Source organism: Amycolatopsis sp. NPDC089917 (genome assembly GCF_040684635.1).
Lineage (GTDB): Bacteria > Actinomycetota > Actinomycetes > Mycobacteriales > Pseudonocardiaceae > Amycolatopsis.
In genome coordinates this window covers 1-11,993 of the sequence record NZ_JBFBGL010000117.1, presented here as the reverse complement: position 1 = coordinate 11,993, position 11,993 = coordinate 1, and the positions used below count along the sequence as shown (strand labels likewise).

The 11,993-nt window shown below is 69.7% G+C and carries 12 protein-coding genes and 1 pseudogene; 3 read left to right on the top strand and 10 right to left on the bottom strand.

Features of this window, described 5'->3' with window-relative positions; all coding sequences use genetic code 11:
- The first annotated feature begins 219 nt into the window (after positions 1 to 219).
- A complete protein-coding gene (locus AB0N89_RS40200) occupies positions 220 to 1,878 on the top strand; it encodes a fumarate hydratase (protein ID WP_005164456.1) in 1,659 nt (552 codons plus the stop codon).
- A gap of 84 nt (positions 1,879 to 1,962) precedes the next feature.
- On the opposite strand, the gene AB0N89_RS40195 is transcribed toward AB0N89_RS40200, so the two are convergent.
- The 9 genes from AB0N89_RS40195 to AB0N89_RS40155 form a co-directional block, all read right to left on the bottom strand.
- Positions 1,963 to 2,481, bottom strand: coding sequence for a hypothetical protein (locus AB0N89_RS40195; protein WP_364216736.1), 519 nt, complete (start codon positions 2,479 to 2,481; stop codon positions 1,963 to 1,965).
- A gap of 43 nt (positions 2,482 to 2,524) precedes the next feature.
- Positions 2,525 to 3,001: a hypothetical protein gene (locus AB0N89_RS40190; protein ID WP_364216733.1), complete on the bottom strand. Its 477-nt coding sequence runs from the start codon at positions 2,999 to 3,001 to the stop codon at positions 2,525 to 2,527.
- Between the two features lie 36 nt (positions 3,002 to 3,037).
- Positions 3,038 to 3,835, bottom strand: coding sequence for an ABC transporter permease subunit (locus tag AB0N89_RS40185; protein WP_364216730.1), 798 nt, complete (start codon positions 3,833 to 3,835; stop codon positions 3,038 to 3,040).
- Positions 3,813 to 4,667, bottom strand: coding sequence for a 2-aminoethylphosphonate ABC transporter permease subunit (locus AB0N89_RS40180; protein ID WP_364216727.1), 855 nt, complete (start codon positions 4,665 to 4,667; stop codon positions 3,813 to 3,815). Before AB0N89_RS40180 ends, AB0N89_RS40185 begins: the two co-directional genes overlap by 23 nt.
- Entirely contained in the window at positions 4,664 to 5,725 is a 1,062-nt protein-coding gene (locus AB0N89_RS40175; RefSeq protein WP_364216724.1) for an ABC transporter ATP-binding protein, read from the bottom strand. The genes AB0N89_RS40180 and AB0N89_RS40175 overlap by 4 nt, the downstream gene beginning before the upstream one ends.
- Complete coding sequence (locus AB0N89_RS40170; protein ID WP_364216721.1) at positions 5,722 to 6,741, bottom strand: 2-aminoethylphosphonate ABC transporter substrate-binding protein; 1,020 nt, start codon at positions 6,739 to 6,741, stop codon at positions 5,722 to 5,724. The genes AB0N89_RS40175 and AB0N89_RS40170 overlap by 4 nt, the downstream gene beginning before the upstream one ends.
- Before the next feature lie 16 nt (positions 6,742 to 6,757).
- The gene (locus tag AB0N89_RS40165) at positions 6,758 to 7,432 is read right to left on the bottom strand and encodes a phosphonatase-like hydrolase (RefSeq protein WP_364216718.1); all 675 of its coding nucleotides are present in this window, start codon (positions 7,430 to 7,432) and stop codon (positions 6,758 to 6,760) included.
- Entirely contained in the window at positions 7,426 to 8,538 is a 1,113-nt protein-coding gene (locus AB0N89_RS40160; RefSeq protein WP_364216715.1) for a TIGR03364 family FAD-dependent oxidoreductase, read from the bottom strand. Before AB0N89_RS40160 ends, AB0N89_RS40165 begins: the two co-directional genes overlap by 7 nt.
- A gap of 183 nt (positions 8,539 to 8,721) precedes the next feature.
- On the bottom strand, positions 8,722 to 9,498 hold the full coding sequence (locus AB0N89_RS40155) for a GntR family transcriptional regulator (protein ID WP_093932620.1): 777 nt from the start codon (positions 9,496 to 9,498) through the stop codon (positions 8,722 to 8,724).
- A 73-nt stretch (positions 9,499 to 9,571) separates the two neighbouring features.
- On the opposite strand from AB0N89_RS40155, the gene AB0N89_RS40150 reads away from it, so the two are divergent.
- Positions 9,572 to 10,822: an amino acid permease gene (locus AB0N89_RS40150; protein ID WP_364216711.1), complete on the top strand. Its 1,251-nt coding sequence runs from the start codon at positions 9,572 to 9,574 to the stop codon at positions 10,820 to 10,822.
- Between the two features lie 124 nt (positions 10,823 to 10,946).
- Entirely contained in the window at positions 10,947 to 11,753 is an 807-nt protein-coding gene (locus tag AB0N89_RS40145; RefSeq protein ID WP_364216708.1) for a serine protease, read from the top strand.
- Positions 11,754 to 11,785: 32 nt separating this feature from the next.
- Here the strand turns inward: AB0N89_RS40145 and AB0N89_RS40140 are convergent.
- Positions 11,786 to 11,993, bottom strand: a pseudogene (locus AB0N89_RS40140) (hypothetical protein); the annotation flags it as partial.

Genomic DNA, 11,993 nt, shown 5'->3' with positions numbered 1-11,993 from the left:
CGCGGCCGCCGCCCTTTCTACCTCGTCTCCTTTCTTTCTTGTCTTTGTGGGGCTGTCGGTGGGTTTCCTTAAAAACCCCCCCCCCCCCCCCCCCACGACCCACTCACGTGGGCGCCCACCGGCAGTGGCCCCGGTTACTTCGGCCGTGGCCTGTCCGGCCCGGCGCCCGGGCTTGGGTACCGTGGGCGGGTTCCCGATGCCGGCAAAGGAGCCCGCGCAGTGGCGCCCACCACGTTCCAGCACACCGAAGTCCTTCCGCTCGCCAAGGACACCCGTACCGAATACCGGCTTCTCGGCACCGAAGGTGTCGAGGTCGTCGAGGCCGCGGGCCGGAAGTTCCTCAAGGTCGAGCCCGAGGCGCTGACCAAGCTCGCCAAGACCGCGATCACCGACATCCAGCACCTGTTGCGCTCGTCACATCTGGCCCAGCTGCGCGCGATCGTCGACGACCCCGAGGCCAGCGGCAACGACCGGTTCGTCGCGATGGACCTGCTGCGCAACGCGGCGATCTCCGCCGGCGGCGTCCTCCCGATGTGCCAGGACACCGGCACCGCGATCGTGATCGGGAAGCGCGGCGAGGGCGTCCTCACCGGCGCCGACGACGAGCGCGCGCTGTCCCGGGGCATTTTCGACGCCTATCAGGAGTTGAATCTGCGCTATTCGCAGATGGCGCCGGTGAATTTCTGGGATGAGCGAAATACGGGCACCAACCTGCCCGCGCAGATCGAGCTTTATCACAAAGACGGGCAAGGCGACCCGAGCTACGAATTCCTGTTCATGGCCAAGGGCGGCGGCAGCGCGAACAAGACGTTCCTCTATCAGGAAACGAAAGCGGTCCTGAACCCGAAGCGGCTCGCGAAGTTCCTCGACGAGAAACTGCGCAGCCTCGGCACCGCCGCCTGCCCGCCGTACCACCTCGCGATCGTCGTCGGCGGCACGTCGGCGGAGTTCAACCTGAAGGTCGCGAAGCTGGCCTCGGCTCGCTACCTCGACGACCTCCCCACCGAAGGTTCCGAGCTGGGCCACGGATTCCGTGACGTCGACCTCGAACAGCAGGTGCTGGAGATGACGCGCCAGTTCGGCATCGGCGCGCAGTTCGGCGGCAAGTACTTCTGCCACGACGTCCGCGTGATCCGCCTGCCGCGCCACGGCGCGTCCTGCCCGGTCGGCGTGGCCGTCTCGTGTTCGGCCGACCGCCAGGCCAAGGCGAAGATCACCGCCGACGGCGTGTTCCTGGAGCAGCTGGAGCGCGACCCGGCGCAGTTCCTGCCGGACGTCACCGAGGACGACCTGTCCGACGAGGTGGTGACCGTCGACCTGAACCGCCCGATGGCCGAGATCCGCGCCCAGCTCTCGCAGCTGCCGGTGAAGACGCGCCTGTCGCTGACCGGCCCGCTCGTCGTCGCCCGCGACATCGCGCACGCGAAGATCGCCGAGCGGCTCGACGCGGGTGAGGAGATGCCGCAGTACCTTCGCGACCACCCCGTGTACTACGCTGGCCCGGCGAAGACGCCCGAGGGCTACGCGTCGGGTTCCTTCGGGCCGACCACCGCCGGCCGCATGGACTCCTACGTCGAGCAGTTCCAGGCCGCGGGCGGCTCGCTGGTGATGCTGGCGAAGGGCAACCGGTCCAAGAAGGTGACCGCCGCGTGCAACGAGCACGGCGGGTTCTACCTCGGCTCGATCGGCGGCCCGGCCGCGCGGCTCGCGCAGGACTGCATCAAGAAGGTCGACGTCCTCGAGTACGCCGAACTGGGGATGGAAGCGGTCTGGAAGATCGAGGTCGAGGACTTCCCCGCGTTCATCGTCATCGACGACAAGGGCAACGACTTCTTCGAGGCGACTTCGGAACCGGTGCTGCAGATCAGCTTCCGCTGAGTCCCAGTGTCATGAAAGGGTCGTTCAGGACGAAAAACGTCCTGAACGACCCTTTCATGACATCCCGGGGGGTTCCCCGGCGCGTTACCGCATCTGCTTGAGAACGACGGTCCGCTCCCCCAGCGGCTGCGCCAGCGCCACCGAGATCACCGGATGCCGGATGTCCATGGTGCACATCTGGCCCGTCTGACCCTTCAGTTCGGTCAGGTTGACGGTGACCCTGGTGCCGTCCTGCTGCGCGGCCTCCGCCGTCGCGTGCCCGCAGCCGCCTTCCTGGCCGCGGATGTTCAGGATCGTCCCGCCGTTGCTGGTGTACACCTCACGCGGGTAGTCCGCGGGCAGCGCGGACCCGTCGAGCTGCTTGTCCGGCACCTTCGTGCTGCCTTCCGGGACCTCCTGCCGCGGCGCGCCCGGCATCCCGGGCTGGCTGCCGGGCACGGACGGCGGCGCCGAGGACGGCGGGGCGGTCGGCGACGGCGGGACGGTACTCAGGGTGCCGCTCCCGGGTCCGGCCGCGGGTTCCGCCGCCTGGTTCTGCGCCCCGCAGGCGGATACCGCAACGACGATCAGGCCAAGGCCGATGACATTCGTTAAGTACCTCATGCGACTGGGACGGAACGAAGCCGCCGTGGGGTTGCACATGATCTCAACCCGCTTCCAGGACGACGGTCCGCGGCCCGAGCGGCTCGGCGAGTTTCACCGGCAGGACGGCGTAGCGGATGACCTGCGGGCACATCCGGCCCGGTTCGCCGTGGTCGATCTTCACCTTGACCACGACCCGCTGCGCGTTCTGCCCGGCGAGGTTCGCCGTCGCCTCGTCGCACCCGCTCAGTTCGAGGTGCACGTTCAGGCCGCCGTTCTCCGCGCTGACCTGCGCGGGCACCTTGGCGTCCACCTGGGACGGCGGCAGCATCTTGTCCATCGGCGGCGGGCCGACGGTCGGGCGCGACATCGGCGGTTTCGCGACCGGCGGGCTCGCCGTGAGCGAGGTGGGCGGATCCGAGGGTGTGGTGACGACCGGTGGGGTGCTCGTGTTCGCCGGTGCTCCCGGGCCGCCCGCGCCGCAGGCGGCCGTGGCGGCGAGCACGAGCCCCGCACCCAGCGTCTTCGCTGCGTTCTTCATGGCGGCAAGACGTCGTGAACCCGGCGAAAGGTTGCATCAACGCTGGGCAGCTCTGCCGCGGGCCAGTCCGAGGATCACCACCCCGGCGAGGGTGACGGCCAGCAGCAGCACCGTGCTCGCCGACGACAGGAACACCTGCCCCCGGTCCGTGAGCGCGAAGATGCTCGCGGGCAGCGTGCGCCAGTCCGGCGGGTACAGCATCATCGTCGCGCCCAGTTCGCCCATCGACATCGCCAGCGCGAGACTCGCCGACGCCGAGATCGACGGCAGCAGCACCGGCAGCCGCACCCGCAGCAGCACCCGGACCGGTCCCGCGCCGAGGCTCGCCGCGGCCTGCGCCAGCAACGGGTCCATCCGCGCGATCGCGGCGGAGACGGTGCTGTAGGAGAACGGCAGCAGGATCATCACGTGCCCGAGCAGCACGATCCAGCGCGTGCCGTTGAAGGCCAGCGGCGGACGGCTGAACGCGACCAGCAGCGCCAGCCCCAGCACCACCGACGGCACCGCGATCGGCAGGTGGAACAGGGTGTCGACGACCTTCCGGACCCTGCCACCAGCGGACTGCGACGCGAGCGCGGCCCAGGTCCCCAGCAGCACGGAGACCGCCGACGCGATGACACCGGTCTGGATGCTCACGGAAAGACTCGCGAAGGTCTCGCCGGAGAACGCCTGCGCGAAATGCGAGCCGGTGAGCGCGCCCGGCAGCAGTCCTGTCCAGCTCCCGGCGACCGACGCGAGCACGATCATCAGCAGCGGTGCCAGCACGATCGCGGTGAACAGCACCGCGAACACCGCCCACAGCAGGAAACGGCTACGCCTGGTCCACAGCAGCACGACGGCCTCCCTTCGTCAGTCGCCGGTAGGTTCCGTACAGGGCGAGGGAGAACACGACGTTGACCACCGCGATCACACACGCCTGCGGGAAGTCGAAGGTGACGATTCCCTTGCCGTACACGAGCATCGGCAACGTCGTGACGTCCTTGGCGCCGAGGAACAGCACGATGCCGAACTCGTTCATCGCCAGCAGCATGGTCAAACAGGCGCCGGAAGCCAGTGACGGCAAAGCCTCCGGCAGGATCACCTGGCGCAGCACGCGGCCGGGTCTCGCGCCGAGGCTGGCCGCGACCTCCATCTGCGCCGACGACACCTGGCCGAACGCGGCGAGCGCCGGCCGCATCACGAACGGCGTGTAGAAGGTGATCTCCGCCAGCAGGATCCCGAACGGCGAGTACAGGAATCCGCCCGCGCCGAGGATGCCCGCGCTGCCGTAGATGAAGGTGAACGCGAGCGCGATGAGGAACGACGGGAACGCGAGCACGGTGTCCACCAGCCGCGAAAGCGCCCGCGCGCCGGGGAACGGCACGAAGGCGATCACCAGCGCGAGGAAGGTCCCGAGCACCACGCAGCCCGCGGTGGCGCCGAGCGCGAGCGCGACGGTCTTCCAGGCGGCGTCCCGGAATTCCGCCGAGCCCAGGACGTCGAGCCACACCGACAGCCCGAACTCTCCCGTCTTCGATTCCAGCGACTGGAGGACGACCAGCACCAGCGGGTAGCCGAAGAAACCGAGCAGGACGAGCACCGGCGGCAGCAGGAGCCAGCCGCGGCCGGGCTGTTTCTCCCGCCGCCGCGCCGGTGCCGCCGTGGCGGCGAGCGCGAGGCCGGTCATCCGATGCCCACCAGCGGGCACCCGTCCGGAATGGACACTCCGACCCGCTCCCCCACGCCGGGCAGTCCCTCGACGTCCGGCACCTCGGCCCGGACCTCGTCGCCGTTGTGCGCGAGTTCGAGGTCGAGCCGGAAGCCCGTGCCACGCCACTGGACACCGCGCAGCACGGCGGGCAGCGCGCCCGGGGTGTCCACCGCGGTGATCCCGACCCGGTGCGGCCGGACGCCGAGCGCGACGGACTGCCCGGTCCGGAACGTCCCGGACGGGTCGGCCGCCAGTTCGCGGTCGCCGAGCCGGACCAGGGTGCCGTCGGGCTGGATCGGTTCCACTGGGATGAGGTTGGACGCGCCGAGGAAGCTCGCGGTGAACTCCGTCGAGGGCCGCTGGTAGAGCTCGCGGCTCGGCCCGAGTTCGACCAGCTTCGAGTCGCGCATGACGGCGATCCGGTCGGCCAGGGCCAGCGCCTCGCCCTGGTCGTGGGTGACGTAGATCAGCGTGGTGTCGGGCAGTTCCGCCCGCAGCCGCAGCAGTTCCGCGACCATGTCCTCGCGCAGCGAGGCGTCCAGGGCGGACAGCGGTTCGTCCAGCAGCAGCACCCGCGGCCTGATCGCCAGGGCCCGCGCGAGCGCGACCCGCTGCTGCTGCCCGCCCGAGAGCTCACGCGGGTACCGGCGCGCGTACTCGCCCATCCCGACCAGGTCCAGTGCCTCGGCGACCCGGCTCGCGGTCTCCGCCCGGGACGTTTTCCTCGCCTTGAGGCCGAAAGCGACGTTGGCCTCGACCCGCATGTGCGGGAACAGCGCGTAGCTCTGGACGACCACACCGAGGCCGCGGCGGTGCGGGGGCAGCTCGGTGACGTCCTCGCCGTCGAGCAGGACCCGGCCGGTGCTCGGCACGACGAAGCCCGCGAGGGCCTTCAGCGCCGTCGACTTGCCGGAGCCGGACGGTCCGAGCATGGCGAGGGTCTCCCCTCTCGCCACGGTGAGGTCCAGTGGCGAGAGGGCGGTCGTCTGTCCGAACCGGACGGACACCCCGCGGAATTCGACCGCCGGGGTCATCGGCCCACGGCCTTCTTGTACGCGGTGAGGTCGGTGTCGAGCTTCCCGAGGACGGCGTCCCAGTCCGGCTGCCAGATCTCGACGCCGTCGAGGGCGGCCTTCACCTTGTCCGCGCGCGGTCCGGACGGCGTGACGTCGGTCCGCGACGGGGCACCGAAGGCGTCGACGGCCTTGCCCTGGACCTCGGGCGAGAGCAGGAAGTCCAGGAACTTCTTGGCGTTCTCGGCGTGCGGGGCGTTGTTCACGAGACCGGCGTAGTACGGGAGCGCGAACGTGGACCGCTTGCCCTGCGCGTCGGCCGGGAAGAAGACCTCGAAACCGCCGCTCTTCTCGATCTCGGCGAGGTTCATCTGGACGTCACCGTTGGCCACCAGGATCTCGGCTTTGGCGACCTTCGGCTGGAGCTTGCCGGTGGAGGACGACGGGCCGACGTTGTTGGCTTCGAGCTTCGCGAGGTAGTCGAGGGCGCCCTGGTCGCCGAGGACGTGCTGGAGCTGCAGCAGGACCGCGGTGCCGTCGCCCGCCTCGCCGGGGGTGGAGTACTGGAGCTTGCCCTTGAGCGCGGGCGCGAGCAGGTCGTCCCAGGTCTTGGGCGAGGCCTGCGGGCTGCGGATGAAGCTGAGGTAGTTGTTCATGACGGCGAAGTAGCGGCCCTGCGCGTCCTTCTGCCCGGCGGGGACCTGGTCGACGCCGGACGGCGTGGTGCTCGCGAGCAGGCCCTGCGACGCGGCGCGCTGGATGAACGGCGGGAGGGTGACGAGGATGTCGGCCTGGGTGTTGGCCTTCTCCTTCTCGACCCGCGAGGCGACCTCGCCGGATCCGGCGGTCACCGCCTGGACGGTGATGCCGGTCTTGGCCTTGAACTCCTCGACGCGCTGGGCGTACCAGTCTTCGAGACCGTCCACTGTGTACATCGTGACGGTCTGGTCGCCGGACGCGCCGCCGGCGGTGCCGCCACAGGCGGCCAGGGTGATCGTGAGCAGCCCGGCGAGGGCTGCGGCCGCGAGTTTCTTCATGTCGTCAAAGCTCCTTTTAGGACAGCAGGGCGGGGAGGTCGCGGACGGATTCGAGGACGTGGGTGGCGCCGGCGGCGTCGAGTTCCGGCTTCTTCGCCGATCCGGTGAGCACTCCGGCGACGATCGACGCACCGGCGGAGAGCCCGGTCTGGACATCGGAAGGGGTGTCACCGGCGACGGCGATCCGGCGGACATCGGTGACTTCGAGCCGCAGCGCGGCGGCGAGGACGAGGTCGGGGAACGGGCGTCCACGAACACCCTCGCCCGGCGCCAGGACGGTGTCGGCGAGACCATGCCAGCCCAGCGCGTCCAGGATCGCGTTCTGGGTTCCGGCGGCGAAGCCGGTGGTGAGCGCGACCTTCACGCCTTGGGCGCGCAGCTCCTGGATCGTGTCCTCCGCGCCGGGGATCGGCTGACAGTGGCCGTCGGCCACGAGCTTGGCGTAGGCGTCCTGGAAGGCGGAGTTCGCGCGCTGGGCCAGCTTTTCGTCGCCGTCCAGCAGGGCGCGGAAGACGACGATCTTCGATTGCCCCATGGTTTCGACGACGTAGTCGAGCATCCCGGGGAACCGGGTGTCCTCTTCGGACACTCCGGCGGCGGCGATCGCCTCGGTGAAGGCGCGGATCACCAGGCCGTCATCGGCGACGGTGGTGCCTGCCATGTCCAGGACGACGAGTTCGGTGTTCACCACGAAAGCTCCTCGGCGGTGTCTTCGGCGATGGCGGGGGAACAGGTCATGCCGCGGCCGCCCGGCCCGGTGACGAGCCAGGCGTTGTCCGCGACGCGGGCGCGGTGGACGATGCGGGAGGTGTCGGTGGTCTGGGCGTAGACCCCCGCCCAGCGGCGGGCGATGCGCGGGAGCGGCCGTCCGAGCAGCGCCCCGGCGACCTCGGCGAGGTGGTCGTACGGGTCTTCGGTGGTGTCGAAGGAGAACGGCTCGTCGTACTCGTGGGTGTCGCCGATGGTCAGTGAGCCGTCGAGGCGCTGGACCATGAGCAGTTGCATCTTGTTGACCGCGGCGATCTCGCCCTGCGGCTGGCCCGCGTTGAGGCCGTCCAGTGCCTCGCCGCGGTAGGCAGGGTAGTAGCGGAAGCTGTCCGCGTCGGCGACCGTGGTGGTGAGGGTTTCCCCGAGCGGCTCGGTCTGGGCCATCTGCAGCCGCACCCGGCGGACCGGGGTCCGCCCGGCGAGTTCCTTGACCAGGCCACCGGTCCAGGCGCCGGTGCACAGCACGACGACGTCGCCCTCGTGGGTTTCGCCCGTGTCGTCGACGACGCCGCGATCGGTCAGGTCGCGGATCTCACGGCCGGGCACCCAGGTGTAGCGGCCGGATTTCGCCAGTTCGGCACGCAGCGCGGGCTGGGCGACGCGCGGTTCGACGGCGGCGTCGCGATCGCACCAGAGAGCGCCGAGGAAGTCGCCGCGCAGGGCCGGGTTCAGCTCGCGGGTCTCGGCGGCGTCGAGCAGCTTGAAGCCGCGGTCCTCCGGGCTCGCGGCCGCGGCCTCGGCGACGGCGAGCTCGGCCTCCGTGCGGACGACGGTGAGGGAGCCGTTCGGCCGGAAGCCGATGCCTTCGACGCGTTCCCCGATGCGCTCCCACAGCACCCGTGCCCGCGCGGCCGTCTCCAGTTCGGGGCCGCCGGCGCGGCCGCCGACCCAGACCAGCCCGAAGTTGCGCACGGACGCGCCCCGGGCCTCGGGTTCGCGTTCGATCTGGACGACGTCGTGGCCGCGTTCGACGGCCTGCCAGGCGTGCTGAGTGCCGAGCACTCCGCCGCCGATGATGAGGATTCGCACACCGCAGACGCTCGCCTGCCAGCGCCAACGCTCCGTGACCGTCGTTCTAACTCCAGGTGAAGGACCTCCGAAATGTGGACCAGACCTGTTATCTTCGCGTTACACTATCCTTGCGTTTAGCCCTCTGCTTGCGGTCGTTGAAGCTGCAACCACCGCGTCCGGAGGACTAAATGCGTGAGGCGATCACTCCACGCGGCCCAGGCGGGTCTCGAAGGAGAGCCGGTCGCCCCGGAACAGCGACCGGACGCGCTCGAACGGGACGCCGTCGGTCCCCCAGGAGGTCCGGTGCATCAGCAGCATCGGCAGCGCCGGGTTCGTCCCGATCAGCAGCGCCTCGCGCGGCGTCGCGAGCACGGTCTCGACCCGCTCCTCCGCGCCGTCGAAGACCACGCCGAGCCTTTCCCGCAAACAGGCGTAGAGCGACTGTGTGGGATCGAACACATCCATCAGCGTCGGGAATCGCGCGGCGGTGAGATAGGTCGATTCCAGCCCGACCCGCTCGTCGTCGGCGAGCAGCACGCGCTCGATGTGGATCACGTCGTCGTCGGGATCGATTTCGAGTTCCGAAGCCAGCGACGGACCCGCCTCGCGGCGTTCCAGCGAGATCAGATTCCGGCCGGGCTGAATGCCCTGCCTCCTGAGTCCTTCCGTGTAACTCACCAAGGCGAGCGGCTGGACGAGCTTGGGGCCCGCGACGTACGTGCCGCTTCCCTGCCGCCTGCTGAGCCGGCCTTCGAGCACGAGTTCGCCGACGGCCTGGCGTACCGTCGCGCGGGAAACCTCGAAGCGTTCGGACAGTTCCCTTTCGGTGGGAAGTACCGCTCCCTGACCTAATTCGGCGATCACGTCGAGCAGATCGACTTTGACCGCGTAATAGCGGGGAATGCGGCCGTGCTCGGGAATTCCGTCCCGTACCGGGCCCTCAGCGGGCGGATGAACTCTGGGCGAACGCGCTTTCACAATCGGAGATCTTAGAGCGATTTCCCCGTGCCTGTACTGACCCGAACGAAGTGTTCATGCCACGCTCACACTCGTGGACGAAAAGGGCACACTCATTCGGCGGATCGGCACCCGCGACGCGGTCTTCATCGGACTCGGCTCGATGATCGGGGCAGGCGTCTTCGTCGCGTTCGCCCCGGCCGCCCGCGCCGCGGGAGCGTGGCTCCCCGCCGGGCTCGCCCTCGCCGCCGTGATCGCGTATTGCAACGCGACGTCGTCCGCCCGGCTCGCCGCGCTCTACCCGGCTTCCGGCGGGACCTACGTCTACGGAAGGGAACGGCTGGGCGAGTTCTGGGGCCATCTGGCCGGCTGGGGTTTCGTGATCGGCAAGACGGCCAGCTGCGCCGCGATGACGCTGACCGTGGTCACCTACGCCGCGCCCAGACTCGGACAGCCGTGGCGGAGCGTGTTCGCGGTGACCGTCGTGGCCGCGCTGACCGGGTTGAACTATCGCGGCGTGCGGCGCTCGGCGTTCGCGACCAGGGTGATCGTGTCCGTCACGCTGACCATCCTGGCGCTGGCCGTCGCGGCGATGGTCTTCGGCGGCACGATGCGGTCCGGATCGCCCGGTCCGGTGCTCACCCCCGGTATCGGCGGCGTGCTCGAAGCGGCGGGCCTGCTGTTCTTCGCGTTCGCCGGCTACGCGCGGATCGCGACGCTGGGCGAAGAGGTCCGCGATCCGGCGCGCACCATCCCCCGGGCCGTGCCGATCGCGCTCGGACTGGCCCTCGCCGTCTACGCCGTCCTCGCGTTCGTCCTGCTGTACCAGCTCGGACCTGACCTTCTGGGCCGCAGCCCGGATCCGATCGCGGAGGGTGTCGCGCGGTCGTCCTGGTCCTGGCTCACTCCCGTCGTGCGCGTGGGCGCCGTGCTCGCCGCACTCGGTTCGCTGCTCGCCCTCGTGCTGGGCGTTTCGCGGACCACGCTGGCCATGGCGCGCGACGGGCACCTTCCCCGTTTCCTGGCCGCGGTGCACCCTCGCTTCGGGGTGCCGCACCGGGCCGAGCTGGCCGTCGGGGTCGTCGTCGCCCTGCTCGCGAGCACCCTCGATCTGCGTGGCGCGATCGGCTTTTCGTCCTTCGCCGTCCTTGCCTACTACGCCGTGGCGAACGCCAGCGCATTGACCTTGCGCGAACGTCGGGTGATCCCAGCTCTCGGCCTGCTCGGATGCGCCGTGCTCGCTTTCAGCCTTCCGGCGGTTTCGGTGCTCACCGGGTCCGGAGTACTGGCATTGGGCGCGCTGGGCTACGCCATTCGTCGGCGATTCGCAGCGAACGTCCGTTAATCACCACCAACGGCCGAAAGATCCGAAGAAAGTCGGTTGTCCGGGCCTGTGCCCACCTGCTGTAGTCAGTTAGCCGCAGTCAGTCTCCCTGCCTCCACTGTGGACAGCCGGAAGGAATGAACCCTTGGACATCAAGCGTCGGTTCAGCCTGCTCAAAAAGACCCTGATCGCCGTCGCGGCGGCCGGAACCCTGGCGGCCCTCGCCACGGCCCCGCCCGCCGCGGCCGCGCAGCCGCCGTCCACCGAAGTGGTCGGTGGAACCCGGGCCGCTCAGGGTGAATTCCCTTGGATGGTCAGGCTTTCCATGGGCTGCGGTGGTGCGCTCTACACCTCGCAGATCGTGCTGACGGCCGCGCACTGCGTGTCGCGCACCGGGGCCAACACCAGCATCACCGCGACCCTCGGCGTCGTGGACCTGCAGAGCGGCTCGGCCAAGAAGGTCAAGTCGACCTACGTGCACCGGTCGCCGACCTACCCCACCGCCACCGGTGGTGACTGGGCCCTGATCAAGCTCGCGAGCCCGGTCACCGGGATCGCCACGCTGCCGATCGCCACCACGACGGCGTACAACAGCGGCACGTTCACCGTCGCCGGCTGGGGTGCCGCTTCCGAGGGCGGCGCGCAGCAGCGTTACCTGCTCAAGGCCAACGTCCCGTTCGTCTCCGACGCGACCTGCAAGGCGCAGGGCGGCAGCTACGCCGACCTGATCGACAACGCAGAGATCTGCGCTGGCAACGTCAACTCCGGCGGCGTCGACACCTGCCAGGGTGACTCGGGCGGCCCGATGTTCCGTCGCGACGCCAACAACGCCTGGATCCAGGTCGGCATCGTCAGCTGGGGCGAAGGCTGCGCGCGGGCACACGCTCCCGGCGTCTATGCCGAGGTGAGCACCTTCGCGACCGCGATCAAGAACGCGGCCGCCGGGCTGTAGTCCCGTCGCACGGCATGCGCTGAAGGTCCCCTTCACCACAACGACGTGGTGGAGGGGACCTTCTTCATTTTCAGGGAACTCGGCGTGCTGGGTCGGGCTATGGGTGTCGCGAAAGCCACTTTCGCGACGTCTGATGTCTCGAAAGCCCCGCCGAGGCGCACCAGCCGTTCCCGCACCTGCTGGGCGATCCCGGACCGTTCGCGTTTCCGCGACACCAGCAGATCGCATTGCGCGGCGCAG